Here is a 26,002-nt window from a genome sequence, read left to right as displayed (position 1 = left end):
TGCCTCACCGAATAGGGACCAACAGGTCCACAAGGTCATCCCAGAAGTAGACAATAGTTGTCAATGCCGCCACCGCGACCGCGACAATCACAATTCCTTCGAATTTCAGCGAGCCGGACGAGAACGCCTCCCCGACGGCTCCCAGCAGCGCGGCGCCCATCAGCAGGACATTGCGTACGACTTGACGCCCACCGAGGTTCGCGCCCTGCTTGCCGAAGCAGTTACAGGAAGCCCGCTGCCCGCGCGACATCGCCCGCACGATGACCACGGTGAACGCCAGGAGCAGGGCGGCGGCCGACGCCAGGCCCAACCGGGGAGCCAGGGCCAGCAGAGACACCACGGCGGCCTCGGCGGCGACCACGGACGCCGCCATATGCCCGGCCAGCCGTGCCGGCGCCAACTTCAGTGAAACCAACGACCTCGCGAAGGATCCGAGGTCGCGCAGCTTTCCGACGGAGGAAAGCACGAAGACCGCCATCAGTAACAACCGTGAGGCCAGGGTCAGATAGCTCATCTGGTCATCAGCCCTGTCATTGGCCCTGTCATTGGCCCTGCCATCGGCTCTGGGATAGTCGGCCCACTACGGTGCCTACAACCGGCCTTACAGGAATGTAACCCATACACCGAGAATCAAGGCTTCCATCAGAGTTATCACCCAAAATGATGAGATGACCGGCAGGGACCTGAGCGCCTGAGGGGAGATTCGCCCGCTCTGCGAGTTCTGCGGAGATCGTGTCGCCCGCCACCCCTGCGACCCGTTTGACGATCAGCGGCGCGGTCGCCGGCGCATCGGGCGGCGCTCCGGCTCCCCAGCGGCCGAGCCGCCTGCGGTCGAGCACCACCACCCGCCCCGTACGCGCGACACCCGGCGTACGGACGACGAGCAGCCGGTCCCCGTCGCGGTACGTCGGCTCCATGCTGCCGCCCTCCACTTCGATGATCAGCAACCGCCGCCGCGCGATCAGACCGGCGACCAGACCGGCGACCGCGCACACCACGACGACCCACAGGAAGACGATCACCTGACCGGCTCCCGGTAGCCGGATGCCTGCAAGGTGAAGAGGTCCGCGTAGCGGCCGCCGGCCGACATCAGCTCCTCGTGCGTGCCCTGCTCCACCACCTGCCCGGCGTCCAGCACGATCAGGTGGTCGGCGTCGCGGACCGCGTTGAGCCGATGGGAGATCAACACGCTGGTACGGCCCTGCCGGAGCGTTCTGAGCCTGGTGTGGATGGCGTGTTCGGACTCGGCGTCCAGACCGGAGCTGGGCTCGTCCAGGATCAGCAGGTCGCGGTCGCCGCGCAGCAGCGCTCTGGCCAGGGCCACCCGCTGCCACTGGCCACCGGAGAGCATCACGCCGGTCCCCTCCTCCGCGGGCAGGAAGACACGCGTCAGCGGGGTGCCGTAACCGCCCGGCAGCGCGGCCAGGTCGTCGTGCACGCCCGCGTCCCGCGCCGCCTGCTCCAGCCGGCGCCGATCGTCCATCAGCGCGAGGTCGCCCAGGCCGATGTTCTCCCCGGCGGTCAGGTCGTACTCCATGAAGTCCTGGAACAGCACGCCCAGCCGCCGGCGCAACGCCGTGGGATCCATGTCACGCAGGTCGACGCCGTCCCACAGGATCGTGCCGCGTGTGGGGTCGTAGAACCGGCAGAGCAGCTTGACCAGGGTGCTCTTGCCCGCACCGTTCCGGCCGACCAACGCGACGGCGGCGCCGTACGGGATGGTGAGGTCGACCCCGCGGAGGGCCCAGGGGTGGTCGGGCGAGTAGCGGAACCAGACGTCCTTCAGCTCGATGCCGTGCCGGAGCGGGGGGACAGGTGTGGGCCGCTCGGGGACCGGGAGATCCTGTGGCGCGTCCACCACCGCCCGGAAGTGCGCGAACAACAGCAGTTGCTGGTGGGCGGCGGCCACGTCACCCGCCATCTGGGCCAGACCGGTCTGCACCCCGCCGACCGCCGCGACGAACATGGCGACGTCGCCCGGGGTCAGCCGGCCGCTCCCGGCCTCCGCGATCGCCCACAGCAGGCCGGCGCCCGCGACCACGGCGGACAGCGGCGCCAGGCAGGTCTCCACGGCGAGCCCGCGCCGGTCCATCCGCTGCTGCGCCGCGTTGACAAGCCGCCGCTCGCGCAACATCCGGGTCTGCAGCCAGGCGCCCAGGCCGAAGAGCCGGACCTCCTTGGCCGCCCGGTCGTCGCTCAGCAGCATGCCGTAGAAGATCTCCCAGCGCTGCATGGGCGCGACCTGCCACATCATCGCGGCCCTGCGCCGGGACAGCCAGACCTCGGAGACCAGCACGGGGACCGCGGAGAGCACGACGATCCCGGCGATCAGCGGGCTCATGACGAACAAACCGGTCAGGAAGCCGCCGACGACCAGCGTGCCGCGGACCACCTGCAGGCCCGTGTCGACCACCTGTCCCGGGGTCAGCCCTCCGGACTGGCGGGCGAGTTGCAGCCGGTCCAGGAACGCCGGGTCTTCGAAGCGTGCCAGCCCCGACAGCCGGTTGACCGCGCCGAACAACCGCTCCTGGGCCACCAGGCCGGTCGCCCGGTCCAAAGCGGTCCGGACATACTTCAGCACGCCGGGCATGAGGCTGGAGATCACGCCGACGACGGCCAGGCCGATCGCCAACGGAGCGAGCCGCTGCCAGACCGTACCCGCCGCCACCTCGTCGATCGTCAGCTTGGTCAGCCAGGCGACGCTCAACGGCACGGTGGCGGAACACAGGGTGGCCAGCAGATAGACCAGCACCCGCAGTGGTCCGGACCGCCACGCCAGCGCGACGGCAAGGACCATCACACGCCCGCGGGCTTGAAGTCCGGCAGCATGTCCACCCTGCCCTCGGTCCCCCGGACGACGCCGTCACCCGCCACGACGAACGCGGGCACGACCGTGTTGACCCCGAAGGCCCTGGCCACCGGACCGCCCGGCGGCTCCAGGATCACGTTCACATTGCCGTCCAGCGCCGCGACCTTCTCCCGGACGGCCTCGGGATCGGCGCCGGTGTCGAACACGACGGCCCAGAATCGGGGTCCGTCCGCCGGATACCTGGCAGCGTAGGCCGTGAGCTGCGGAATCTGCTCCTCACATGGCTGGCAGCCGGGCGCGAAGAACGCCGCGACGACCAGGGGAGGCAGCTCACTCGATGAGAGGGTCTCACCCGCCGTGGTGACCGCTGTGAACTCGCCGACGGGATCGCCGGCCGATTTGGAGAACATCTCGGGCCTCGCCCGCTCGCTCAACAGCTCCGTGTGCTCCTTGAGTCGCCGGATGACGGCGACCGTCAAGAGCAGATTCACCAGGCAGAGCGCTCCGAGCAGGACCAGGGCAGCCACGTTCCATGTCATCGGCAAACCATCCTCAATAAAATGATGACGGCGTGTCGGCTTGATGAGAGCAGGCCGACACGCCTCGACATGCTCAGCTACGCACAGGTGGTGCAGGTCATCGTTCCCGAGCGGTAGCAGCAGGTCTGATGACCGGGACGAGAGCAGGACCAGCACCAACCGCCCGAGCAGCAGGTCGCGTACACCGTGCAGGTCACGTAGTCGCATTCAGCGGCCGCGGCTCTGGCCTTCGGGACCAGCGCCGCCAGGACCCGGTCAGCCAGGTTCAGCATCGTTGTCATCGCAATGCCTCCCTAGTTGCAACTCCCGCAGGAGTACTGTCCGTTGGGGTACGAGCAGCAGTACTGCTGGCCGGTGCGCCAGCAGGACCAGCAGTAGCCACCCGAGCAGCAGGTCGCGTACACCGTGCAGGTCAGGTAGTCGCATTCCGTCGCCGCGGCTCGAGCTCTCGGCACGAGGGCGGACAGGACACGGTCCCCCAACGCCAACGCCGTCTTCATCGAAACACCCCCTTTCTCCGTCAGTGACGTTGGGAGTCATCATGAGCTACCGGCGATTCCCTGACCATTGGCCGTTCCGCCATGGCGGGTCAGCCAATTGACGATTTCCGATCCGCGATGCACAGTGAATCCGACCATTGCGGCCTGTATGCGCCCTGTCACCTGTAGTTTGCAGAGGATGCTGGCCGTGTGGGCGCGCGCGGTGCGATGAGTAATGGAAAGATGCTCGGCTATCTGCTGATCTGTGAGCCCGTGGGCAAGCAGCATCAGCACTTCTTGCTCGCGCTCGGAAAGAGCGGTGATCCGCGACAGCGCCGACTCGACATCGAAACCCAACGGCAAATCAACGGACATTCCCTCCGCCTTCACTGTCTTGCGCCGTCATCTGGCCCGAAAAACCTTGTTCTCCGATCGCCTTTGTAGTGACAACGCCGGCATCGAGGCCGGCCCGATGGCCAGCGGACAGCCGCCCTGACTCCAGCCTTTAAAGCCTCACGGCGCGAAGGTGATGGTGGCGCCTGCCGCAAATGTCAAGTAGGTCTTCCTGCGGTCCTTTCCGTCGGCGCCGGGACAGCACGAACTCGCCCACTCCAAATGAAGGCGGAAATGCCCACCGGTCCATTCCGGTCCGGGGTGGCCGCCCCTCTGCCGACGGCCCCGTTCAGTGCCTCGTTAGCTGACTGAGCTCATGTTCAATGGACCGAGAGTTCGTGTCAAGATCGAGCCTTCAGCCTCGAAGCGAACACACCCGGTCACCGATACCGCTTCGAAAACTCGCGACAGGGGCCTTAAGGACACCAGGAGGGGACCGTAAGGGACGCCCGGCAGTGTGTGGGTCTCGTCGGAAGCGATCCACGAAACCCTGTGAGGGAAGCCATGACGAAGACCGCCGAGTTCGGAGGCCTTCCGTGAATCCGCCGCGCGGCGCGAGCAGGTGCAGGCTGCATGGACCCGGCCGGAGCGCTTCGCCCGCTGGTTCGGCCCCCGCTTCTTCGCCACCGCGGCCCCTCTGCGGAAGGACCGGGTTCGGGTTCAAACCACTGACGCCACGCCAACAAACGACCAAGGGCCTGACCGCTGTCTCCAGCGATCAGGCCCTTGAACCTATCGGGTCGGGGTGGCGGGATTTGAACCCACGGCCTCTTCGTCCCGAACGGGGCCAGCCGATCTTGGTGACCAGGGCGATCAAGGATTGCCCTGGTCAGGTGGTGAATCTCCGTGAGCCTCGGTGAATCTCAGTGATTTTGGGAGAGCCTCGCTCAAGATCGTCTCTCCCAGATTTCTCCCAAGCTCTCCCAGCAGCTCAGCGCCCCGGCAGCCTCTTTGCCCGCATCAAAGGGGCCGCGCGCGCACGACGCCCTCGCGCATGCCAAGACCGAACCGGCCGCACGCCTGAACGGCTGACCGGTCCGCATCTCCCGCCGCAACACAAGGGACGGGGTTGGGGGAAACTCCCCCAACCCCGCCCCTGTCGCGGCGTCGCCGGTCAGCCTGGAAGGACCCACCGCAGGGTCCGCGCGCCGGGCAAGAACACGACCTGTTCGCCGCTGGTGATGCGGATGCGGAACGCCTGCTGAGGCGGCGATGAGGCCCTACGCCATCCGCCGATCGCGGACTCGATGTCGTCCCACAGCCGACGCGGCCCGCCTTGCCGCACCGTCCACCCGTCACCGGCCGGGGCCAGCCACGCCCATGACCCGGCGGCCTGGTCGATCAGCCAGTGCGTCATCGGGCCGTCCTCGTACCGCATGCTGAACTGCTGCGCGCCAGGTGCGGCGAGCTGCGCGATCCACCGCGACGTCCACTCCTCCAGCACCTCGCCCCCGTACACCGCCGCCCGCTCCTCGCCGTCCTCCCGATCCGGAAGCTCGCCGAGCGGCGGCCCGGCATGCGGCCGAGCGGACATGAACGAGACCGTGCCCGGTAGGAACTCCCCCTCGGCCGAGGAGGGGCCGGTCACAGTCAGCCGGGCAAGCCCCGACCCGAACAGCCACCCAGACAAAGTGGCGAGGACGATCCCGCCCCGCCGGGCCTGGACCAGCCACGCGGCCGGGATGTACCGGACGGAGCAGGTCGCGATGACCCTGTCGTACGGCCCGCCCTCCTCGTGGCCAACCAGACCATCCCCGACCACGAGGCGCGGCCGGTATCCCGCCCGGTGCAGCGCCTCGCGGGCGCGATCCGCGACGTGCGGGTCCACCTCAATGGAGGTGACCCGGTCCGCGCCGAGACGTTCGGCGAGCAGCGCGGTCGAGTAGCCGGTGCCGGTGCCGATCTCCAACACGCGCGAGTCGTCGTCCACCTGGAGGTCTTCCAGCATCCGCACGACCAGTCCCGGAAGGGTCGAGGACGACGTCGGCGCGCCGGCGACCGGCCCGGACGGTGCCGACGTGTTCTGGCCGTCGAGCTGCGTCACCCACGTGACGTTCTCGTAGGCCAAGCTGAGCCACTGCTTCCCATCGGATGGGGTGATCGGCTCCCACATCGTGCCGGAGGCGCCGTCGATCCGCCGGAAGAAGTGGTCGCCGAGGAACACCTCCCGGGGCACCATCTCGACGGACTGCCTCCACTCGGCGGTGCGAAGGTCGCCTTCGCGGGTGAGTTCGGCGCCCAGGTGGCGGCGGAGCTGGGCGGCGATGTCGTCATTACGGACGTTCATGATCCTCCAGTAGCAGGTCGGCGATGGCCGCCGCGATCGGGGCGCCGGTGGCTTCCTCCAGCCAACCCCACTGACCATTCGGGTTGCACTCCAGGAACAGCGGCACGCCGTTGCGGGCGACGGCGAAGTCGAACGCGCCGAACGACAGGTCGAGCATGCCGAGGAAGGCGCGGGCGGCGTCGGCGAGCCCCGGCGGCGGATCCACCAGCGTGTAGGTGATGCGGCCGTAGTCCTGCCGCCAGTCGAGCAGAGGCGACCCGATCCGGATGCAGAACACGCGCTCTCCCGCCACGGTCACGCGCAGGTCGGCGACCTTGTCCACGCGGGCCTGGAACAGGTGCGCCGTGTGGCTGACGGTCTCGTCCAGCGTGGCCGGGTCCACCGGGGTCGCCCAGATGGTGGACGGCTCTCCAGACGGGCTGGTGTACGGGGTGAGCCTGAGCGGCTTGTAGATGACGGGTTCGTGCGCGGCCGCGAACTCTCGCGCGTCGTCGGGCCGGTTCGTGATCAGCGTCGGGGGGATCGCGAACCCGACCCGGCGGGCGATGGCGAACTGGACCGGCTTGTGCTCGGCCGCCATCACCTTCCACGGATGGTTCACGTACCGGCACGGCAGCGACGCCAGCACCCCGCCGAGCCCGTACCGGGCCTGGACACCTGCAAAGTGCTCTGCCTGCGACGGGTCGTCGGGAAGGTAGGGCGTGGGCCGCCTGTAGTAGACGGCCCGCACCCCTTCCAGATCGACGTGCCGCGAGGCAGTGGTGAGTGACCCGCCTGGCCGCCCACCAAAGTGGGCGGAGAACGACGCGGCGGCCGGGAAGTCGGCCCCGGGGTCGAGCCGGGCAACCTGCGCCCCTCGCCGGTTCAGGTGGCCGATGACCATGTCAGCGGTCGGGTCGTCCAGGCAGGTGAGGACCAGCACCTCGCCCACGGTCAGTCCTTGTCGTAGTCCGTGCTGGCGGTGTCGTCAGCGGGCGCCGGCGCGTTGCCGTCGCTGCCGCCGGTGGCCAGGCAGCCCGCGGTCTGCCTGTTGGTGCCATGCTTGCCGGCCTCGATGGGCGTGCCACCGGGGCCGACGTAGACGCCCTGCTGCGTGTCAGGGTCCAGGTGGACGCTGGTGTGGGGGAGGAAGCTCGTCGCCTGGGGAACCATGCGGCCGAGCGCCCAGGGAGTTCCGGTGTTCATCGCGTCGTTCCTTCCTGGTGAAGGGGGTTCCCGGGTGGCCAGGTGGCGGCCCGGGTGGTGCCCGCGGCCCCGGGGAGGCATGTCGGCCCGTCGTGGCTGGAACTCTGGTGATGAACCTGCTGGACGGGGGCCGAGATCCAGCCCGGGGTCGCGGGGGCTTGCATCTGGCAGACCCCGGCACCAGGCACGGGGGTGTGGGCCTGACGCGGGAGAACGCTGCGGGGCCTGCCAGAAGTCTCGGTGGTTAGGTGGCGGGGGTGTCCCCGCCCGGTGCGGCCTCTGGCGCGTCAGCGGCGCCGGGGCGGTCGTTCGGGGCGGTGGGCGACGGCTGATGCGCGCTATCGCGCTGCGCCCCCACCCGGTGCATCAGGAGCATGAGCGAGTCCATCCGGGTGGTCCTCGTCTCTCGTCAGATCGGGTTGATGAGTTCGCGCGGCACCCGATCGAGCGGGTGCGGGGGCCGGTCCTTCATGATCTGGTCGTAGCGAGCGGCGATCCGCAGCCCGGCGGTGATCGGGTCGCTCGCGGGGCCGTACGCCATCAGAGGGCCGCGCGCGTCGCGCTCGCCGCTCAGCCACTGGAATGTCAGGCCGTTGCTGAGGACGAGCAGGCCCGGTGCGACGGAGACGAACGCGAGCCGCTCGTCCTGGTTGACGTCCGCGAGGATCTGGTGGCGTTCGGCGAGCACCGCCTGGAGCTGCCTTGCGGCGGCCGCCGCCGGCGATTGCACCTTCGGCTGCTGCGGGACGCTGGCCAGTTCGTTGTGGATGGCCCGGTACACGTCGGCCGAGCTGACGTTGACGCGGCCCGCCGTACGCGCCGCATGGGGTCTGGGGGGTTGCACGTCCGGTCCCCTTCTCCGTCACTGATTCGGGGGTCGTTCGTGACGGTACGGAGTGGACGGCTAGAGGCTCAAGGAGATTGCTCGGTATTGCTCGAAATCATCCCAGCGAGATCTTCCATGACCCGCATCATGAGCGCGTGGGCCTCACGTCCGTACACGGCCACCTCATGCATGATCCCGAAGATTCGCCCGTACAGCTCGATCTCCTGTGGCTGTGTGAGTGACAGCTCCGCGCCGAACGACTCGACGAGGACGAGCCGTTCGTCGTAGATGGCGAATCCGTGCGCGAGATGCTTGGGCAGTCGGGCGGTGAACGGGATCACCCCGAGCGCGACGTTGGGCAGCGTCGCCGTGGCGACCAGCCGCTCGATCTGACCCATCGACACCTCCGGTGGCCCGAACAGGTACCGCAGCGTCGCCTCCGAGATGATGAAGTGGAAGCGCTTGCCCGCCTCGTAGAGGACTTGCTGGCGGGCAAGGCGCGCCGCTACGCCGGCATCCAGATCGTTGGGGATCCGATGCACCGCGACGGACAGCCGCATCATGGCTCGTGCGTACTCCCCGGTCTGGAGCAGGCCGGGCACCACGGCGGGCTCGAACATGCGGAACAGTCCGGTTTCGGTCTCGATGGCTCCGATCTGCATCTGCCGGGCGCGCAGCCCGTCGCGAAGCTGCCGCCGCCACTCGGAGTAGGCAAGTTCGAGGCTGAGGAGCTGGGCAAGGAGCGAGCCCAGCTCGCGCTCCGCGCCGGTCGCGGCGACCCAGGCGCGGATGTCATCCTCGGTCGGGGTCTGCTTGCCGTGCTCGAGTTTGGAGACCTTCGTGGCCAGCCAGCCCACTCGCTCGGCGAGCTGCTTGCCGTTCAGGCGCGCGTCCACCCGTAGCTCCTTGAGGCGCGCTCCAAGCGCCTCCCGGGACTGCCGCACGCCTGCCACGAATTAGCTCGCGACGTAGGAGGCGTACGGCACAGCGTGCGGCCAGACAGCGTCCCGCCACGTGCAGTGCTGCCGCACCACATCCGGGTCGTCGACCAGCTCGGTGGAGATGATCGCATCATCGGGACCGAACCGCATCACAGCGAGCAGCGTCGAGTCGAACAACCAGTAGTCCCACGACGGCAGGTCGGCTGCGGCGGGGTGCGTGCGGGGCAGGTAGCGGATGTCCTCCCCAGCCTCGGCGTTGCCCGCGTTGAGGTGCAGTTCAAACCGCACGTAATCGCTGGGCGGCTCGGTGAAGACGCGGACCCGCTCGACCCGCTTCCCCGCTGTTGTGGCGGCGCTGATCCGCGACAGCCACGGTGCCCGCTCGACCTTGTTGCGACGGTCCAGCTCGTCCAGGTCGTCGGCGAGGAACAGCGCAAGCCGTTCCTGCTCCTCGAGCACGTTGTAGCGGTCGCGGACTTCCAGCCGGAACGCGACGTCCTGGAAGCGGGTGAACAGGTCGAGGAACTCATCCCCAGTGACGAGCTTGGTCACCGTGCGCTCCGCGCGAGGTCGAGCACGTCGGCCGGGACCTCGACGACAGCCTCGCCGGGGGCGAGGTCGCGTACGTCGGCGAGAGCTTGAGGGTCAGTCACTTGCCATCCCTGCACGACGTAGGTGTTGCGGTCGGTCCTGTAGAGAGCCGGGCAGTTGCCATCGGCGGATCCGCCGGTCTTGCCGAGATAGGTTAGCCGCATCACGGGCTCCTCGGGGTAGTGGATTGCTCGACATTGCTCTCGATGGTCAAGCTGAGCTGAGGAGCCGTCAAGCGGCTTCGTTAGATTCAAGGGCTTGGCGACTTAATGCCGCCGCCTACGACGCGGCACCGGTCGGAGACTGAGGCGCAGACGCGGTCGCCCCGTCAACGCGTTCAGTTCTGACGATGACGGCGTCACCGGCATGGCGGGCCCGAACGGCGGCGAGCATCTGGCCGATGCTCGGCCCGTAGCCGATCCGCTGGCCGTTCTTCAGCTCGAAGCCCTCACCGGTGTCCGGGAAAGAGAACAAGTGCCGCTGCTGCTCGCCAGCATCGCCGCCGGTGTCGTCGAGCAGGCGGTAGGTGATCCATACGTCCACGCTGTGCCTCCGGTCGCCCGGGTCGGATGGCGTACGACGTCGAGGCTATGACGTAGACCACACGCGCGTCAGCGGTTCAGCCGATCTTGGCTTCGCCGCTTGCAATACGCCGGTCCGGAGCCGAGGCCCACACCGCGGCATACCTGATACGCCGTACTTGGCGACGCACGCCGTGTACCCTTCCCCTCGCAGCGCCTCCCGCCCGGGTACGCCCAGCGGTACGGCGCCCCCGTCCGGCACGCGGCCGGACCCTCCCGTGACCTCGCCCGGGAGCCCGACAGGTACACGCACAGCCGCGCGTACCTCGCCCAGAACGACGCAGCCCCGCCGACGCTGTCACGCCTGCGGGGCCCGCCACCCGATCGCCCATTGCCGCTGGGAGACCGAACAACATGGCTGACCCTACAACCGCCCGCGCCGACGTGTCCGCCGCCGAGACCGCCCGGGACGCTCGATACGAGTTCCTCAACAGCCTGTCCGGAGACGAAGCGCTGATGATGGCCACCTACATTGCAGGGCTTTCACCGGAGACCTTCGACCGCGCCACCGTACTCATCGAACGGGACCGCGCCGCGCTCGGCTCCGCGCCCAACGTAGGAGCCGTGCGCGAGGCGCGCGACGTGCCCGAGCCCACGCCGGCCGCCGCCGTCATGCCCGTTCAGGGTCCGGGAAACCTGGACGCTGGCGGGGCGCACGAGCAGACGGCCGCGCCGCGCGTACCCGAGGATGACCCTGCCCCCGTACCCGCGCCCGTGGCTGTAACGCCCGAGTTGCCTGAGCCACAGGAGGTGTACCTCAAAGCGCTGGAGGAGTTCGTCACCCCCGAGGGCAGTCTCAAGCAGGAGCCCACCTTCCGCGCGATCAAGCGGCTCCTCGGCTGCGGCCAGGACCGCGCCGGCGAGGTACGCGCGTACCTCAAGAAGTACGCCGGGAGCCGAGCGCACCATCCCGAGCGATACGCCGGATACGCCCGACTGTGAACGCATGTGGCAGCTGATGCGTCCTTTGGTCAGGGAGGCCCGATGAATGTTCTGGACCGTCTCGCCGAGGAGCTACGCCTCGAGCTCCTCCTGATCACGGCGCTGCACGAGGAAGCCGAGCGGCTGACCGCCTCCGCCTCGTAACACACGAAAAGCGCCGCCCATCCCTTGCGCGGGATGGGCGGCGCTTCCGGTCTCCAACAGACCCAGGCCACGGTAGACGAGGACACCGACAGAAACGCGAAATCGCCCCCGCTCACCCCTCCGAGGAGGAATGAGCGGGGGCGTCTCGAAGTACCTGGTGGATTCCTACAGCTCGCGCGGGTGTGGCGCGGGGATGAGCTGGCGGCCGAGATCGTCCCGCGGGGCCGCGACCGGCGTGACGCGGCGGTGCGCCGACCAGAACGCCCACAAGGCGAGCAAGCCGTCCAGGCCGTCCTGCACCGCGTCGTCGCTGACGACCCAGTCCGGCGGCAGCCAGCCGACGAGGACCAGGAGCCGACCGACCGCGGCGAGCACCGCGGCGATCGCGATCCGGATCAGGAGCGGCTGGCGAGCTGCGAAGGACGTGAGCAAAGCGATCTCCTTACGGGGTGGTGGGGGTGGACTGCTCGGCGGCCGCGGGCTCCTCCGCCGGCGGCCGCCAAGACCAGGTCATGTCCCAGGTCGCCCGATCGACGATGCCGGTATCGGGCAGGCCAGTGGCGCGCTGGTAACCACGGCACACCGTGCGCGACTTGGGGCCGTACCAGGAGTCGACGTCGATCCGCCAGCCACGCCTGGCCAGCCGTTCTTGCCAGAGCCGAATATCCTCGCCGGTCATCATCGGCTCGGCCACCTTCAGCGCCCGGCCCGGCCACGTCGGCACATCGCTACGCCACACGATCTTCAGCGGCGGTTCTGGCGCCGGCGTCTGCTCCTGGTCGAGCGGCATACCGGCGTTGACCCAGGCCTGCAGCCGTGGCCCGGGGCAGCTGGTCGAGAAGAGCTGACCGTGGCCACGCTTCCGCAGCGCCCGTCCGGCCCGCCGACACGCCTCGTCATACAGGCCCCGGATGCTCTGCATCGCGGCCGCCGTGGGGTTGTTGCTGCCGATGAAGGCAACCCCGATCCCGATCCGGTTGTGGTCTGGGCAGTGCGCGCCGACGACGAGCCAGCCGCGGCCCTCGTAGATCGCGCCCTCCGCGTCGACGAGGAAGTTGTAGCCGATGTCGTTCCACCCGCGACCCGTGATGTGGAAGTCCTGGATCGCGCGAACTCGCTGCCCCTTCGGCCCGGCGGTGTGATGAACGACGAACTCCGTGCGGTCTGCCCAGCTGACCCGGACAACATCGCGAGCGTTGCGTGGGGCGCGGGCGCCCCAGCCCTCGCGCGTGATGATCTTCATGCGCTTCCTTCCTGTTCGACGGCCGCGGCGATCCGCTCCCGAGCGATCGCCGCGTAGTGCTCGGTGATCTCGCTGCCAACGAAGCTGCGGCCCTCGAGCACCGCGGCGACGCCGGTGGACCCGCTGCCGGCGAACGGATCCAGGACGACGCCAGCGGGCGGGCACACCTGCACGAGCTGGCGCAGGATGTCGACAGGCTTCTGGGTGATGTGGACACGCCCGCGGCCGCGCGGCTGTGAACCCTGCACCAGGCCGGGTAGATAGATCGGTTCGGCGTGCCGGTACGGCTGGCCGTTGCTGCCCCACAGCACGTACTCGCACTCGCGCCGGAACCCGTCGCGCTGTGGTCGGCTGATCGGCTTGCGCCAAGGAATGATGCCGCGCCAGGTCCACCCGGCAGCCTGCAGCGCGTCGGAGGTCGCGGGTAGCTGCCGCCAGTCGCAGAAGACTAGGGCCGAGGCCCCTGGGCGGCTGATGCGTAGGCATTCGATCAGGACGAGGGCGAGCCAGCGGGTGTAGGAGCGCTGGTCTCGGTTGTCGCCGGCGAAGTCTGCGAGGTCGTGGCCAGCGGTGCCGGTGACGTACTTCCCGCGCGCGCCCTGGGCGGTGCGCTCGGCGTTGGTGCGGCCGCCGCTGTTGTACGGCGGGTCGGTCAGGACGAGATCAGCGGAGCCGGTGGTGATGGTGGGCAGGACGGCGAGCGCGTCGCCATGATGAACGTGGAACAACGTGTCTCCCTGGGCCGCGTGCGCCCGGAGGTGATGGGCGAGCGGGTCGGTAGGGAGGGGGTCGGATGCGGTGGTGCGCCCTGGCCGTGGCCACCCCCCGAGGCCAGGCCAAGGAGTGAGCCAAGGAGCCCTCTTACGGCTTGAAGAAGGTGATCACCAGACTGGCCGCGGTGAGCATCAGGCCGATGATCGCGAGGAGCCGGCGATTCCGCTCGGCGTGCTCGTCCTTGGTGACGAACTTCTGTTGGCCCTTCCCGAGTTCGTCCAGTCGCGCCTCGTGTTCGGCGAGCTCGGTCTCCATCCGGCGGACGAGCTCGGCGTGCCGCGTATCGACGTACTCCAGGCGCTGGATGACGACGGCGTACTGGCCGCGGATCTCGGTAAGGCCGGTGACCACGACGACGCGTAGGTCTGTGAGCGCGGCCGCGAGGTCGGGGTCGGTCATTACGTGCTCGTGTCGTCGGTGATGAGCCCCAGGGTTGCCAACGCTGAAAGCAGGGAGGCGAGAGCGGCGTTGCCGCCCCGGGAACCGGAAACGCTCGGCTTCCAGACCGGTGCGGCTCCGAAGAATCCGACGCTTCCGCCGAAGGTGACATCGCCCCAGAACGCGGCCTGCTTGTCGAACGTCACGTTGCCGTTGAATTCGCTTCCGGCGTCTGTGTACAGGAAGCCGTTCAGGGTGACGCCGTTGGCGCCGTCGTTGAGCACGTTGGTGGTGCCGGCCGCCAGCTCCAGCCGAGTCGTGTTGCTGATCGCGTGCAGGTTGATGCCGATACTGCCGGCGTCGACGGTCAGCGAGCTGATCGCCCCGGCGAGCGGGGTGTTCTCGACCAGGCCGATGAGGTTGATCGAGTAAGCCCCGCCGGTGATCCAGTACGCGCGGCCGCGGCTGTTCAGGTCCCAGCACGAGATGATCGCGTGCCCGAAACCGCCGTCGATCTTCAACCCGGTTCCGCCTTCGGCCATCATCTCCGAGCCGCAACCGTTAAGCGTTACCGACTGGCATTTCTCCAGGAGGTAGTTCGTGGCTTGCCCTTCCGATGCGCAACCCACCAGCGCCGCATACGCCATGTTGAAGATGCGGAAACCAGCGACGCCGTTCGTGTTCGCGTAGCACGAGGTCATGGCGAGCGACGTGCCGGCGGGACCGTTTGGGACGCCGTGGAAGTTGAACCCGTAGCGGCCGTTCGCCTCGCAGTTGACCGACGCGAACGAGGAGACGATCCCGTTCGATATCTCGATGCCGTCCACGCCGAACGAATGGATGTAGACGTTCCGCATGTTGATGTACGGCGTGGCGTCCGCTGCGGACCGGAGCAGCCGGAGGCCGGTTCCCGTTCCCTCGCCGGGGCCGAACACCTGAAGGTCGTTCACGGTGATGCTGCGGACGTCGGTGGCCGCGAGCGCGTCGGCTGAGGTGGACGACTGGTAGAGGATCGTCGACCCGAGCCCCGCCCCTGTGAGTGTCAGCGAGGAGCACAGCGTGAGCGGGCCGGTGAGCCGGTAGGTCCCGGCCGGGAGGTAGACGGTCCCGCCTTGGGCCGGGACCGCGTCGATCGCGGCTTGGATGGCGGCGGTGTCGTCGGCCACGCCGTCGCCGGCCGCGCCGTAGTCGGTGACGATGTGCCAGCCGAGCTGCGTCCCGGGCGCGCCTGGGTCTCCCTGGGGGCCCTGCGGTCCCATCGGGCCTTGGATGCCCTGTTCGCCGGGGTCGCCCTTCGGCCCTTGCGCGCCACGCGGTCCTTCCGGGCCGGTGTCGCCCTTCGGGCCTTGCGGGCCGTCGAGGCCTCGCTCACCCTGCGGTCCCTGTGGGCCTCGCTCGCCGGGGTCGCCCTTCGGCCCCTGCGGGCCTTCAATACCGGCCGGGCCCTGATCGCCGGGGTCACCTTTCGGGCCTCGAGGGCCGGGATCGCCCTTGTCGCCATTCGGCCCCGGAATGCCCTGATCGCCGCGTGGTCCCTGGGGTCCTTCCGGTCCCTGGGGTCCTTCTGGGCCGGGCGGGCCCTGGTTGCCTTCCCCGCCGTGCTCGGCGACGTACTCGGCCACGTACTGCTGGGACGTGGCAGGTGTGCCGTCCTGCAGGACGAGCGGGCCGGTCAGGATGCCACCCGCCAGAGGGAGGTAGCCGTACGGCAGCTCGGGCGCCTCGCCGGGCAGGCTTACTCGCAGATCGCCCGCCCAGCGCGGCTCGGCCGACTCGGGCACCTTGATGAAGTAGACGGCGGAGGCCCCGGCCGCGACGTTGGCCATGACCCGGTACAGCGTGGGGCCGCGCGGCGAGACGATGTCGTCGTTGGGGACCAGGTCGGCCTTCCACGTCCCGCCCTCACCAATGGGTACGCACGTCCTGCCGACGACCTCGTGGCCGGTGGTGAACCCGGGTACGGCGATTCCGGCCTGGTCGACGAGGTCGATCGCGAGCTCGGCGCCGTACGGGCGGCCGCCGCCGGCCGCGGCCAGGGTGCCGATAACGGTTGTGGTCACGTTGACACCCACCGGATAGCGAAGCGTGTGCCTGTGGAGTCGAGCGTCTTGCTCCCGCCGGTCGTGTGCCGCACCCATGCCTGGATGTAGTCGCCCACCGACATCTGCAACGTGGTGCTCAGCTGCCCGGATAGGCGGTTGAGGGCCAGTGGGAACCCGCTTCCGGCCGCCCAGCTGACGTTGGCGTTCTTCGTGAAGCCGAGGAAGAGGATTCCGCTGCTCTGCCCACCGAAGATGAAGGCCGAGAAGTCGAAGTCGTACCAGCCGGCCGTCTGCGCGGTGTACCGGGTGTTGTTGGTGGTGTTGTCGTGCCCGCCGTCCCGGTCCAGGGCCTCAGAGCTCCACCGCACGACCGTATCGGTGTCATTCGCATACTGGCCCCCGTCAGGCAGCAGCACGGCCATGGGCGGGGACAGGAGGAAGTTGATCCCGTCCCGGACGTCGTTGTTGAGCTTGGCTGCTGTGACGAGTTCGCCGACCGTCCAGGTGCGCGGGGCGGGGAGCACAGCCACCTACGCCACCTGTCCTTGCATCCCTCGGCAGGACTCGCACATGTCCCGGCCGGCGAGGAAGCGGGGGCGGCAGTCGCTGCACGGCCAGAACTGCAGGGCGGCGGGCAGGCTCTCCAGGTTCACCGTCAGCTGGTCCATATGCTGCGGCCAGACCAGGCGGGCCGTGCGGCCCAGTCCTGCGCCCGCGCACTCCGTACACCAGAACCAGTCGACCCCCTGGGGGAGGTTGAAGGCGGCGCCGCACATCCATGGGCAGTCCGCGATCCAGCGCCCGTCATCCACCCGGGCGAACGCCGTAACCGTGGGGTCGTGGCCTGTTGGCCGAGGGACCGGAGGCTGACCGCCGAGGGCCTTGCGGGAGTCCGCGAGCTGCCAGTACGCCTCCCACGAGCGAAGTGGCGCCGGAGCCGGGAGCGCCTGTTCCAGAAACCGCAACTGCGCGCGAACTGCCACATTCACCATCCCAGGTAGTTGTTGTCGAGCGTTCCGTAGGCGGGGTCGTCCAGAATGAAGAGCGGCATCTGCCGCACTGGTGAGGCGTCGAACGTGACCCGCCAGGTGGAATCGCTGATCTCGTCTTGGATGCCCTCGCACCACAACTCCAGCGTGCTGGCCGATGCTTCGGGCGGCAGGCCGGACAGCCGCATTCGCTGGCCGATCTCGCTGCCGAGCAGTTGGGGCCACATGTCCAGGTGGTGGGCGTCCACAACGATCTGGCCGGCCCGCGGGTGTGGATGCCCGTAGGTCGCGACGGTGTAGGCGGCCCGGTCCAGCGCTTCGGTGTCGGTGTAGAGCAGCGTGTCGATTGAGCCGGTGTAGACACCGCCGCTCTCCTCGATCGACGCCTGGTCGATCACGCGGGTGGCCGTGCGCCCGGACCTGTTGACCGTCACATCGTTGACGAGCAGCTGGTCATCCATCGTGAACCCCAGTTCGCCGGCGCAGTCGTCCGCGGTGAGCACGATGGACGGCGGTCCCGGTAGTTGACGGCGGCCACGGCCGTGCAGGGTCACGGAATCATCGCCGGCGACGAATAGGACACCCGCCTCCGACACTGCGATGAGCTTCAGCGCCGCCAGCGGGCTCTGCTCGCGGTTCGGGTGGCGGTCCATCATGCTGGAGCCGGTGTCGGCCGATATCGCCGGGATGCCCGCCCAGGCGGCGATTCGTCGGGCCCGCGCGCCGGACAACTCGCCGGCGAATCCGTCGCGCGCGTTGCTCAGGGTGGAGGCCTGCGTCTGGGTCAGCACGCTGCGCCAGGCGCCCACCATCGCCAGAGCGCCGGACATGAGCTGGGGCGGGTCCAGCGCTGAGGCGGGAACGCCGCCTGCGCGCAGCCGCTTCAGCGACGGCCAGGTGGTGACGGTCGCCGCTCCACTGGTGTTGATGACGGTGTCGCCGTCCACGTACGCACGGATCGCCAACGTGCCGGCGGTGAACTGGAGTGTGACCACCACCAGGTGCAGGCCGGTGCCCAGCGGCGTGGCGGCGGTGGCGACATAGTCGCGGCTGGGGTGGCGGACGCCGACGGTCAAGGTGTTGTTGGACGGCTGGTAGTTGACGCGTACGTGCACGGTGTCGCTGCCGTCGTCGACGTAGAGGATCCGCTGGTCGGCGGTGACGTCGGTAGTGAACCGCACCCATGCGGCCAGGGAGATGCCCGCCACCCCGCCGAGCGGTGTGTGCAACAGCGGGACCGCCAGGAATTTGCCGACTGCACCGCTGCCGATCGGCGTGAGGAACGCGGTGGCGGAGTCGTCGGGTCCGCCTTCTTTGCCGAACACGAGCGCGCCGCCGTTGCCGACGCTTTGAATCACCATGTCCGGCTGGGAGGTGGCGGCGACGTTGCCGGCCTGGCTGGCGTTCTGTGGTTCGGACAGCGGGTACAGCGCGATCGGGCCGGTGGCGAGTGTCTCCTCCATCAGCGCCCCTCTGATCGTGGCGCGGGACAGGAGCTTTTGCCGGTCTGTCGCCGTGACCTGCGCGCGGCCGTGCCAGTTGTCCCAGGACAGCGGCCACCGGTCGACGAACCCGGTGAACCGGATGTGCTGGCGGCCGGGATCCATCCACCTCGAGGGCGCCGCCGCCCGCTCGGCCTGCCACGCGGAGGTGTAGATGACGGCCGCTCCGCTTGAGCTGGTCGTCGACACCAGCATGAGACGCGCCCATGCGGCACCCGCGGGCACGGTCGGCGAGTAGACGATCGGCTGCCAGGCCGTGGTGAGCGTGACTGCGGGGCCGGTCGTGTCCCCCAGCTGGCGGGCGGCCTTGTCGTACCAGCGGACCCGTAGCGCCATGGTGGCCGCGACGGTGTCGCGGCGGGCCTGGCACTGGAACGACCAGATGTCGCCAGGCTTGACGTGGAACGCCTGATCGGTCGGAGAGGACGTCGATTTCGCACCGACGCGCAAGATGGTGCCGTTGGACAGGGTGCTGGCCGCCCATCGGATCGAGCTGGTCTGGCCGGGCGGGAAGGTGTTCGTATCGATGGTCACGCTGCCCTGGCTGCCGGAGAAGAGGCTGGCGTCGCTCGCTGTGGCCTGGCCGCTGGCCAGGCGGTTGGGGCCTCCGGGCCAGCGGGCCCGCACGCGGATCATGCGGTTCAGCTTCACGTTCGGGTAGTTCGCGCCCGCGGCGTTGTCGGCGGTGTATCGGCCGTCCTCGTTGAACAGGGTGAGCGCCAGCGTGCCGGGGGCCACCTCGTCGAGCTCGTGGCTGCGGCGGCGGGAGATCCGGATCTTCTGGTCCCAGTCGACGTCGTCGGTGACGTCCTGCCACAGTGGCGTCCCGTCGTCGGGGTCCCGGGTGAAGGCGATCTCCACCGCGATCTGAGGCATGTCGATCATCGAGGCACCGCCGCCAGGTTCCCGAGGTTGAAGCCGCGTGCCTTGGCCTGGTTGAGCGCGGCGATCAGCAGCCGGAAGATGTCGTCCTCGCTCACCAGCGGGCGGCCGGCGAAGTTGACCTCGAGTGTGCCGCCGCCGATGCCGGCCCCGGCCTGCGCGAGGGCCAGGTCGTGCGGGCCGGTGGAGCGTCCGCCCACGGCAACGGTCGGAGAAACGGCGACCGCGGCGGAGGATGCCAGACGGTCCGCGGCCGCGGTCACCAGGCTTTGCCCGTCGTCCAGGCCGGCGGCGAGCAGGCGGGCGATGGACCGGCCGGAGTAGAGCGGGTTCCCCCACCCGGAGAAGGGGCCCTCCTTCGCCGGCGAGAACGGCAGGAATCCCTTGATCTTGTCCACGATGGCCGCGGCGGTGTCGCCGACCGCGCCGAGCATCGACTTCAGGCCGTCGATCAGGCCTTGGACGATCTTCTTCCCGGAGTCGACCAGCAGCGAGCCGAGGTTGCCGAGCGCGGTGATGATCTTTCCGGGCAGTTCCCGGAAGAACGTGATCACACCGTCCAGAGCCTTGCCGGCGGTGTCCTTGATCGAGTTCCAGTGCTTGATGATCAGGCCCGGGAGGGTCCAGTTCAGGAACATGTCCAGCAGCCACTTCACGGCGGCCTTGACGATGTCGACGATCCAGTCCCATACCGCCTTCACGGCTGCGGCGATCAGATCCCAGGCGGCGCTCAAGATGCTCGCGATGATCTTGAGGGCGCCTTCGACGATTCCGCGGATCGCCTTCCAGACGCCCTCGAAGATGTCCTTGATGCCCTGCCAGACCTTGTCCCAGTCGCCCATGATGATGCCGGTGACCACGCGGATCACGCCGAGGATCACCTGGAGGACGCCGGTGATGATGCCCTGCACGGCGGTCCACACGCCCTGGATGACGCCCCAGATCAGCTCCAAGGCCGTGCCGATGACGCTGACGATCAGATCCCACGCGGTCTTGATGACCGACACGATCGTGTCGCCGTGCTCCCGCCACACCCAGCCGATGAACTCGACGACCTCGGACACGATGTCGCTGATGGTGCCGACCACCTCGGAGATGAAGTCGCCGATGCCACCGAAGGTGTCGGAGAACTCCGAGCCGCCCTCGGTCATGCTGGAGAAGAAGCCGACGACCGCCTCGACCACGGGCCCGGCGGCGTCGATCAGCCACTGCCAGCCGCCCACGACGACGGGCCACAGGGTCTCGGTGAACCAGCCGGCGACGGCCATGGCCTGTTCCAGCAGCCACACCAGCGCGTCGATCACGGCCGGTAGCGCGGTCCCGCCGAGCCAGGACAGCACCGGCCCGGCCGCGTCCATGAGGCCGCCCCAGATCTCGACCACTCCGGGCAGGAACTCATCCTTGAACCAGGCGGCGATCGGCTTGGCGGCCTCGACCAGCCGGCCGAACCCGGCCGACAGCTTGGGCCAGATGCTGCTCTCGAACCAGTCGACGGCCTGGGTAGCGGCGTCCAGCAGCCAGTTCCAGCCGTCGATCAGGACCGGCCAGACCGTCTCCTTGAACCAGTCGACGGCCGGGCCCGCCGCCGAGACGATGCCGTCCCACAGGCCGGTAACCGCGTTCCGGAACGTCTCCGACCGCTGCCAGGCCTCATACAGGCCGTAGGCGAGCAGGGCGATGAGCCCGACCACCCAGCCGATCGGGCTGGCCAGCAGCACGGTGCTGAGCAGCCGGACGCCGGTGATGATCGATCCGATGGAGGAGACCGCGTGACCGGTGACGATCAGCAGCGGGCCGAGCGCGGCTACGGCCCCGCCGATGGCCACGGCCCACTTCATCGTCTCCTTGTCGGCCTCGCCGAGGGTGGACACCCACTCGGTGAGCTTGTTGACGGCCTTGGTCGCCCAGTCCAGGAGCCCGGTATCGGCGACGGCGATCATCAGGCCCTCGAAGGCCGACTGCAGGTTTTTGACAGCGCCGTTGAAGCCCTCCATCTGGACCGCGGCGATGTTCGCTGCGGTACCGCCGGAGTTCTCCAGCTCTTTCGTCAGGTCCCGCAGCGCGGCCGACCCTTGGGAGACCAGGGCCTGCATGCCGGGCCCGGCCTCCAGACCGAAGATCGTGAGCATGTCGGCGGTGCTGGCGCCGGACTTCTCCAGCTGGGTGATGATGTCGATCAGTGGCAGCATCTTGCCGCTGGAGTCGGCCACCGACACGCCGAGCCTGGTGAGGGTCTCTTGGACCTCGTTCGTGGGCTTCAGCAGCCGGCCGATCGCGCCGCGCAGCGCCGTACCGGCCTCCGACCCCTGGATGCCGGCGTTACCGAGCAGACCGATGGCGGCGCTGACCTCTTCGAATTGCAGGCCGGCCGAGGCTGCGACGGGGCCGACGTACTTGAACGACTCGCCCAGCATCCGCATGTCGACGTTCGTGCTGGTGAACGTTTTGGCCAGGATGTCGTTCACACGCCCCAGCTCGGCCACCTGCATGCCGTAGCCAGACAGGATGTTGGAGGCGATGTCGGCCGCGGTCCCCAGGTCGATCGCGCCGGCGGCCGCCAGGTTCAGCACCCCGGGCAGGGCGCCCATGATGTCGGTCGTTTTGAAGCCGGCCATCGCCAGGAAGCCCATGGCGTCGGCCGCCTCGCTGGCCGAGTACTGGGTGGTCGCGCCGAGCTCCTTGGCGAGGTCACGCAGCTGCGTGAACTCCTCGCCCGTCGCCCCGCTGATGGCGCGGACCCGGTTCATGCCGGCCTCGAAGTCGCCCGCCGTCTTGATGGCCAGGCCGCCGAGAGCGGCGACCGGCAGCGACAGGTGGGTGGTGACCGTCTGCCCGACACCGGTGACCGCCTGGCCGACGCGGGAGAAACCGCCGGCGAGCGAGTCGAACGCGCCGGCGAAACCGCGGCCGGCCTGCTCGCCCGCCAGTACGCCTGCGCTGGCCGCTGGCCCGACCAGCTGGTCGCGCAGCTGAGCGCCGATGCCCTTCACCGAGGGGATGACCTGCAAGGTCGCGTAGCCGACGCTCGGCACAGCACATCACCCCCGCTGTGAATTTGTGGATCGGTGTCAGGCGATCTGGCCGGCGACGATCGCGGCCTGGCGCGCCGCCGCTCGGCGCCGCGCGTCCGCCAGGCGCGCCTCACGCTCCGGTGAGGAAGCCGGCCGCTGCGCTGAGGGCTTGGGCCTGGCCGGGTGCGGCTTGCCCGTCAGCGCGGACCACACGTCCATGATCAGAAGGTCTGTCGTGGTGTGGCCGCTTTGGCCGACGGCGCGCGCGGTGGCCGAGTCGGCCGGAAGGTGCTTGAGCAGGACCTTGAACCTGCGCCAGGTCATCTCGCCGCGCAGCAGCGCGTCCAGTTGGTCGGCGTCGCGCGGGTAGTAGTGGGCGAGGTCAGCCTCGACGGCGTCGCCGTGGCGGCGGATCAGCTCGACGAGGCCGAGGATTCCCCCAGATCCGCGTCACTGTGCTTGCGGTAGGCCTCAAACAGGCCGGACAGGCCCTTGCGGGGCATCGGATGGGATCGGAACTCCTCCCACCGGTCGCCGAACGCGGCCTTCAGCACGACCTGCACCACCGCGAGGTCGCCCTGCGGAGCGGCGTCCAGCATGGGCCACACGTCCAGGTCTCGCATCGCCGGCAGCGTCCAGGGCTTCCCCTTGAAGGCGAACGTGAACGGCGCTCCGGTCGCCTCGGCGATCGCGGCGTCGAGGTTGAAATCGATCGTCGGGGGCGTGTCAGGCTTGGCCACTGGTCTGGTTCTCCTTCTGATGAACGGTGATGGTGCGGGCGGCGACGGTCAGGCGGATCGTGGCCACCTCCCCGTGCAGCACCACGTGGATCGGGTCGGCGTCGAGTACCTGGAGCGGCAGCGCGTGACCGTCCAGGAGCACGCGCCGGTCAGGGGTGAGGACGAGGTGGCCGACCTCGAGGGCAGGCTCGGCCGGCTGCTGCTGCTGGAGGGCGGCGGCCAGCGCCTTGACGGCCTTGGACCGCAGGTTCGCCGGCAGGGCCTCGCCATCGGCGATCAGCCCGAGTTGGACCGCCTTCGCGGTGATCTCCGGCTCTGCGAACTGGTACACCTCACTCGCCTGCGCCGGGCTCGTCTTCTTCGGTGTGCTGGCGGTCGAAAAGCACACCTGAGGAGTCGGGGAAGATCGTCGCGACGAGGGTGACCGCGGCCAGGTCCTCCTCGTTCTCGGTGATGTCGCCGTCGACGGAGACCTCGGCGTACCGCCGGGTGATCAGTCGCTTGATCTTGTCGCCCTCGCGGGCCTCGAACGCGAGCTTGACCGGGGTCGGGCGCGGCACGATGATCTGCGTCGCTGTCGAGCCCGGCCAGATCAGCTTGCGCGTCTGCTCGTTGTCCTCCAAAACGGTGAACGACCTGGTCAGTTTGAAGCGCGAGCGGGAGGTGCGGACCAGGATCCCGCCCCACGCGTAGTGGTCGGACACCTGTTCCTCACGCTTCTCGGTGAAGCCCTTGCCGCCGTCCAGGAGGCCGACCAGCCCCCAGGTGGCGGGGAACGGGTCGGTGACGCTGGTGGGATTGACCGCGGTCAGCGGGCCCACGTAGACGTCGGCGTCGGTCCAGATGGCTGCTGCCTCCGGGTTACCGGCCATGGCTACTCCTCACGTGTCGGGGCGACCACCTTTGGTCGCACGTTCGCGGCCACGGTGAACGTGGCGAGATCGATGGCGGTCAGCGGGTCAACCGCCGGGACGGGGCCGGTGAGCGGCCGCACGCCGCGGATCACCGGACCGGAGTGCACACACAGCAGGCCCTGGCACAGCTGCGCGAGGTCGACGGCGTCTTGCGAGGTGCGGTGCCAGACCGTGACGCGCACGGTGGCCCGGCTGTTGACCGGGTACTGCGGCAGGTCGACGTCGAGGGCGACGAGCACGAACGGCAGCCGCGGCCGCTCCGGGCCGCGGTCGACCGGCGGCCGCGCACCGTACGTCACGCCCTTGGCGTACGGCTCCGGCCGTCCGGCGAGGCCTGCGCGCAGCACGTCGACCGCGGCGGCGCGCGCGTCGCCGAACACCACGAGCGGCTTCACCGCGCGCGCACCTCGAGGCCGGCTGCGCCGGCGGCGCGGGTGAGCACGCCGTCGCGCGCCTGCCAGCCCATCCCGCGCCGGTCCTTGATCACCACTGCGGCGGCGCCGCGGTCGGTGGTGTAGGACTCCACCACGACCTCGGTCCGGCCGGGCAGCGCGGCGCGGACGGTCGCGGCGATCTGCCCGGCCAGGCCGTTGATGACCGCGTGTATCTCCGGCGAGGCGAGGACCTCACCGACGCCCTTGTGGTCCAGCTCGAACGCTGCGAAACCGGCCACGAGATCACCTCTATCCCTGGACGCGTTCGATGGTGAACTCGATGTGGTGCACGCCGCCGCCGAGCGGGTTGGGCCAGCGGGCGACCTCCCCGACGACCTCGAAGGTCAGGCCTTGCCACTCGATGCGGTCGGTCGCGAGCACGTCGGCGTCGGTGCCCGGGGCGGTGTAGACGCGCCAGTGGGTCATCCGTACGTCACGCCCGTCGCTGCCGATCTGCTCGTTGGCGACGAGCACCTGGGCGGACGGCTGGATGCACAGCCCGGACAGCTCGCGCCGTTCTGCGGCGGACCAGTCGGGGATCTGGTCGCCGTACCGGTCGGCCTGCCAGGCGGGCCGAACCAGGGTCGCCGTGGCGTTGAACATCTGAGGCCAGCTCATGCCCGGTCTCCGCGGTTCAGTGTGTACCGGGTGACGGCATCGGCCCATTGCTGGGTGACCCCGATGGCGGCCGCCGCGCCGTAGGAGACGGTCATCCCGCCCACCTGCATGCTGCTGACCCCGGGCACGGACCGGAACGCGGACTCGGCCTGGGCCAGCACGGCGGCCTGGATATCGACGGGGATCGGGTCGTACCCGTGGTCGTAGACCACCCGGACGCAGCGCAGCCGCCGCGGCCAGCACCCCCGCCGCCGCTCCAGGATGCCCTTCTCCGACCAGTCGAACTCGCCCTCCTCGAGGGCCTGGCCGTCGAGCTCGACCCGTGGGCGGGCGAGTACCGGAGCGGCGGGCAGCAGCAGGGAGGCGCTGCCGTCGCAGTCCAGCCACACCTCGTCGCTGGTGACGAGCGCGACCGGGTGGCGGACGTCGCCGATGAACCGGCGGGAGGCGTTCCGCAGGGCGTCCAGCATCCGCCGGTTGTCGGCAGGTACGCCGAGGGTTTCGGCGAGTTCTTCAGGATCGGCCAGCAGTCCCGGCGGGATCGGCATCGGTACCGCCCTTCGGACGCCGCTTGCGGCTGGTCTTCTCCGGCTCCGACTCCGGCTCCGGCTCCGGGTCGGGCTTGGGCTCCGGGTCGGGCTTGGGCTCCGGCTTCGGCTCCGAGGCGGATCCGCTCGGGGCTGTTTCGACCACGCGGGGCGCGTCCTCGATCCGGTAGCGCACCCCGCCGATGGTCACCATCTTGTGCTCGGCCATCG

At 69.2% G+C, this 26,002-nt stretch carries 34 protein-coding genes; 1 reads left to right on the top strand and 33 read right to left on the bottom strand.

Translation table 11 applies throughout. The annotated features are described in order from the left end of the window. Positions 1–4: 4 nt before the first annotated feature. The 15 genes from AWQ70_RS05415 to AWQ70_RS05360 form a co-directional block, all read right to left on the bottom strand. Positions 5–514, bottom strand: a complete 510-nt coding sequence (locus tag AWQ70_RS05415; RefSeq protein ID WP_067171264.1) for a MauE/DoxX family redox-associated membrane protein — start codon at positions 512–514, stop codon at positions 5–7. A gap of 28 nt (positions 515–542) precedes the next feature. Continuing rightward, on the bottom strand, positions 543–1,022 hold the full coding sequence (locus AWQ70_RS05410; RefSeq protein ID WP_157529900.1) for a S26 family signal peptidase: 480 nt from the start codon (positions 1,020–1,022) through the stop codon (positions 543–545). After that, positions 1,019–2,797 carry an ABC transporter ATP-binding protein gene (locus AWQ70_RS05405; RefSeq protein ID WP_067171262.1) on the bottom strand — a complete coding sequence of 593 codons (1,779 nt, stop codon included), beginning with the start codon at positions 2,795–2,797 and terminating at the stop codon, positions 1,019–1,021. The genes AWQ70_RS05410 and AWQ70_RS05405 overlap by 4 nt, the downstream gene beginning before the upstream one ends. Beyond that, on the bottom strand, positions 2,797–3,348 hold the full coding sequence (locus AWQ70_RS05400) for a TlpA disulfide reductase family protein (RefSeq protein ID WP_067171259.1): 552 nt from the start codon (positions 3,346–3,348) through the stop codon (positions 2,797–2,799). The genes AWQ70_RS05405 and AWQ70_RS05400 overlap by 1 nt, the downstream gene beginning before the upstream one ends. Positions 3,349–3,425: 77 nt before the next feature. After that, positions 3,426–3,629 carry a hypothetical protein gene (locus tag AWQ70_RS39760; RefSeq protein WP_169808619.1) on the bottom strand — a complete coding sequence of 68 codons (204 nt, stop codon included), beginning with the start codon at positions 3,627–3,629 and terminating at the stop codon, positions 3,426–3,428. A gap of 12 nt (positions 3,630–3,641) precedes the next feature. After that, positions 3,642–3,848, bottom strand: coding sequence for a hypothetical protein (locus AWQ70_RS38600; protein ID WP_157529899.1), 207 nt, complete (start codon positions 3,846–3,848; stop codon positions 3,642–3,644). Positions 3,849–3,887: 39 nt separating this feature from the next. Beyond that, positions 3,888–4,202 (bottom strand): response regulator transcription factor, encoded by a 315-nt coding sequence (locus tag AWQ70_RS37360; protein WP_084516541.1) that lies wholly within the window; start codon positions 4,200–4,202, stop codon positions 3,888–3,890. Between the two features lie 1,132 nt (positions 4,203–5,334). After that, on the bottom strand, positions 5,335–6,507 hold the full coding sequence (gene tgmC, locus AWQ70_RS05395) for an ATP-grasp peptide maturase system methyltransferase (RefSeq protein WP_067171255.1): 1,173 nt from the start codon (positions 6,505–6,507) through the stop codon (positions 5,335–5,337). Further along, the gene (gene tgmB / locus AWQ70_RS05390; RefSeq protein ID WP_245646754.1) at positions 6,494–7,438 is read right to left on the bottom strand and encodes an ATP-grasp ribosomal peptide maturase; all 945 of its coding nucleotides are present in this window, start codon (positions 7,436–7,438) and stop codon (positions 6,494–6,496) included. The genes tgmC and tgmB overlap by 14 nt, the downstream gene beginning before the upstream one ends. A gap of 2 nt (positions 7,439–7,440) precedes the next feature. After that, positions 7,441–7,692, bottom strand: coding sequence for a putative ATP-grasp-modified RiPP (gene tgmA, locus AWQ70_RS05385; protein ID WP_067171252.1), 252 nt, complete (start codon positions 7,690–7,692; stop codon positions 7,441–7,443). A gap of 409 nt (positions 7,693–8,101) precedes the next feature. Further along, entirely contained in the window at positions 8,102–8,536 is a 435-nt protein-coding gene (locus AWQ70_RS05380; RefSeq protein ID WP_067171250.1) for a hypothetical protein, read from the bottom strand. 68 nt (positions 8,537–8,604) lie between these two features. Further along, positions 8,605–9,462 (bottom strand): helix-turn-helix domain-containing protein, encoded by an 858-nt coding sequence (locus tag AWQ70_RS05375; RefSeq protein ID WP_084516539.1) that lies wholly within the window; start codon positions 9,460–9,462, stop codon positions 8,605–8,607. A 12-nt stretch (positions 9,463–9,474) separates the two neighbouring features. Then, on the bottom strand, positions 9,475–10,011 hold the full coding sequence (locus AWQ70_RS05370) for a DUF6879 family protein (protein ID WP_067171244.1): 537 nt from the start codon (positions 10,009–10,011) through the stop codon (positions 9,475–9,477). After that, positions 10,008–10,214, bottom strand: coding sequence for a hypothetical protein (locus AWQ70_RS05365; protein ID WP_067171241.1), 207 nt, complete (start codon positions 10,212–10,214; stop codon positions 10,008–10,010). The genes AWQ70_RS05370 and AWQ70_RS05365 overlap by 4 nt, the downstream gene beginning before the upstream one ends. A gap of 115 nt (positions 10,215–10,329) precedes the next feature. Next, positions 10,330–10,593, bottom strand: coding sequence for a hypothetical protein (locus AWQ70_RS05360; RefSeq protein WP_067171238.1), 264 nt, complete (start codon positions 10,591–10,593; stop codon positions 10,330–10,332). A 392-nt stretch (positions 10,594–10,985) separates the two neighbouring features. On the opposite strand from AWQ70_RS05360, the gene AWQ70_RS05355 reads away from it, so the two are divergent. Then, complete coding sequence (locus AWQ70_RS05355) at positions 10,986–11,573, top strand: hypothetical protein (RefSeq protein WP_157529898.1); 588 nt, start codon at positions 10,986–10,988, stop codon at positions 11,571–11,573. Positions 11,574–11,882: 309 nt separating this feature from the next. Here AWQ70_RS05355 and AWQ70_RS05350 read toward each other — a convergent pair whose 3' ends face one another. The 18 genes from AWQ70_RS05350 to AWQ70_RS40165 form a co-directional block, all read right to left on the bottom strand. Next, complete coding sequence (locus tag AWQ70_RS05350; protein WP_067171232.1) at positions 11,883–12,149, bottom strand: hypothetical protein; 267 nt, start codon at positions 12,147–12,149, stop codon at positions 11,883–11,885. A 10-nt stretch (positions 12,150–12,159) separates the two neighbouring features. Further along, positions 12,160–12,960 (bottom strand): peptidoglycan recognition protein family protein, encoded by an 801-nt coding sequence (locus AWQ70_RS05345; protein WP_067171228.1) that lies wholly within the window; start codon positions 12,958–12,960, stop codon positions 12,160–12,162. After that, the gene (locus tag AWQ70_RS05340; protein ID WP_067171225.1) at positions 12,957–13,688 is read right to left on the bottom strand and encodes a DNA-methyltransferase; all 732 of its coding nucleotides are present in this window, start codon (positions 13,686–13,688) and stop codon (positions 12,957–12,959) included. The genes AWQ70_RS05345 and AWQ70_RS05340 overlap by 4 nt, the downstream gene beginning before the upstream one ends. A 133-nt stretch (positions 13,689–13,821) precedes the next feature. Continuing rightward, positions 13,822–14,133 carry a hypothetical protein gene (locus AWQ70_RS05335; protein WP_067171222.1) on the bottom strand — a complete coding sequence of 104 codons (312 nt, stop codon included), beginning with the start codon at positions 14,131–14,133 and terminating at the stop codon, positions 13,822–13,824. Then, a complete protein-coding gene (locus AWQ70_RS41050) occupies positions 14,133–16,250 on the bottom strand; it encodes a glycosyl hydrolase family 28-related protein (protein WP_245646753.1) in 2,118 nt (705 codons plus the stop codon). Before AWQ70_RS41050 ends, AWQ70_RS05335 begins: the two co-directional genes overlap by 1 nt. Beyond that, on the bottom strand, positions 16,169–16,684 hold the full coding sequence (locus tag AWQ70_RS05325; RefSeq protein ID WP_067171217.1) for a hypothetical protein: 516 nt from the start codon (positions 16,682–16,684) through the stop codon (positions 16,169–16,171). The genes AWQ70_RS41050 and AWQ70_RS05325 overlap by 82 nt, the downstream gene beginning before the upstream one ends. Further along, a complete protein-coding gene (locus AWQ70_RS05320) occupies positions 16,685–17,137 on the bottom strand; it encodes a hypothetical protein (RefSeq protein ID WP_067171213.1) in 453 nt (150 codons plus the stop codon). A 2-nt stretch (positions 17,138–17,139) separates the two neighbouring features. Beyond that, positions 17,140–19,530 (bottom strand): LamG-like jellyroll fold domain-containing protein, encoded by a 2,391-nt coding sequence (locus AWQ70_RS05315; protein WP_067171210.1) that lies wholly within the window; start codon positions 19,528–19,530, stop codon positions 17,140–17,142. Next, complete coding sequence (locus AWQ70_RS05310; RefSeq protein ID WP_067171207.1) at positions 19,527–22,559, bottom strand: phage tail tape measure protein; 3,033 nt, start codon at positions 22,557–22,559, stop codon at positions 19,527–19,529. Before AWQ70_RS05310 ends, AWQ70_RS05315 begins: the two co-directional genes overlap by 4 nt. A gap of 36 nt (positions 22,560–22,595) precedes the next feature. After that, positions 22,596–22,862 carry a hypothetical protein gene (locus tag AWQ70_RS05305; RefSeq protein ID WP_245646752.1) on the bottom strand — a complete coding sequence of 89 codons (267 nt, stop codon included), beginning with the start codon at positions 22,860–22,862 and terminating at the stop codon, positions 22,596–22,598. A gap of 89 nt (positions 22,863–22,951) precedes the next feature. Continuing rightward, positions 22,952–23,278, bottom strand: a complete 327-nt coding sequence (locus AWQ70_RS05300) for a hypothetical protein (protein WP_067171202.1) — start codon at positions 23,276–23,278, stop codon at positions 22,952–22,954. Beyond that, positions 23,265–23,609: a hypothetical protein gene (locus tag AWQ70_RS05295; protein WP_067171198.1), complete on the bottom strand. Its 345-nt coding sequence runs from the start codon at positions 23,607–23,609 to the stop codon at positions 23,265–23,267. The genes AWQ70_RS05300 and AWQ70_RS05295 overlap by 14 nt, the downstream gene beginning before the upstream one ends. Before the next feature lies 1 nt (position 23,610). Then, a complete protein-coding gene (locus AWQ70_RS05290) occupies positions 23,611–24,150 on the bottom strand; it encodes a hypothetical protein (protein WP_067171195.1) in 540 nt (179 codons plus the stop codon). A 2-nt stretch (positions 24,151–24,152) separates the two neighbouring features. Beyond that, positions 24,153–24,587: a hypothetical protein gene (locus tag AWQ70_RS05285; RefSeq protein ID WP_067171192.1), complete on the bottom strand. Its 435-nt coding sequence runs from the start codon at positions 24,585–24,587 to the stop codon at positions 24,153–24,155. Continuing rightward, positions 24,584–24,865, bottom strand: coding sequence for a hypothetical protein (locus tag AWQ70_RS05280; protein WP_067171190.1), 282 nt, complete (start codon positions 24,863–24,865; stop codon positions 24,584–24,586). The genes AWQ70_RS05285 and AWQ70_RS05280 overlap by 4 nt, the downstream gene beginning before the upstream one ends. A gap of 10 nt (positions 24,866–24,875) precedes the next feature. Further along, positions 24,876–25,244 (bottom strand): hypothetical protein, encoded by a 369-nt coding sequence (locus tag AWQ70_RS05275; protein WP_157529896.1) that lies wholly within the window; start codon positions 25,242–25,244, stop codon positions 24,876–24,878. Continuing rightward, positions 25,241–25,792, bottom strand: a complete 552-nt coding sequence (locus AWQ70_RS05270) for a hypothetical protein (protein WP_067171185.1) — start codon at positions 25,790–25,792, stop codon at positions 25,241–25,243. Before AWQ70_RS05270 ends, AWQ70_RS05275 begins: the two co-directional genes overlap by 4 nt. Then, positions 25,758–26,000, bottom strand: coding sequence for a hypothetical protein (locus tag AWQ70_RS40165; protein WP_067171182.1), 243 nt, complete (start codon positions 25,998–26,000; stop codon positions 25,758–25,760). Before AWQ70_RS40165 ends, AWQ70_RS05270 begins: the two co-directional genes overlap by 35 nt. Positions 26,001–26,002: the final 2 nt, after the last annotated feature.

Source organism: Microtetraspora niveoalba, assembly GCF_001570405.1.
In the GTDB taxonomy this organism is placed as follows: Bacteria; Actinomycetota; Actinomycetes; order Streptosporangiales; family Streptosporangiaceae; genus Microtetraspora; species Microtetraspora niveoalba.
This window is presented reverse-complemented; position numbering and strand designations above follow the sequence as displayed.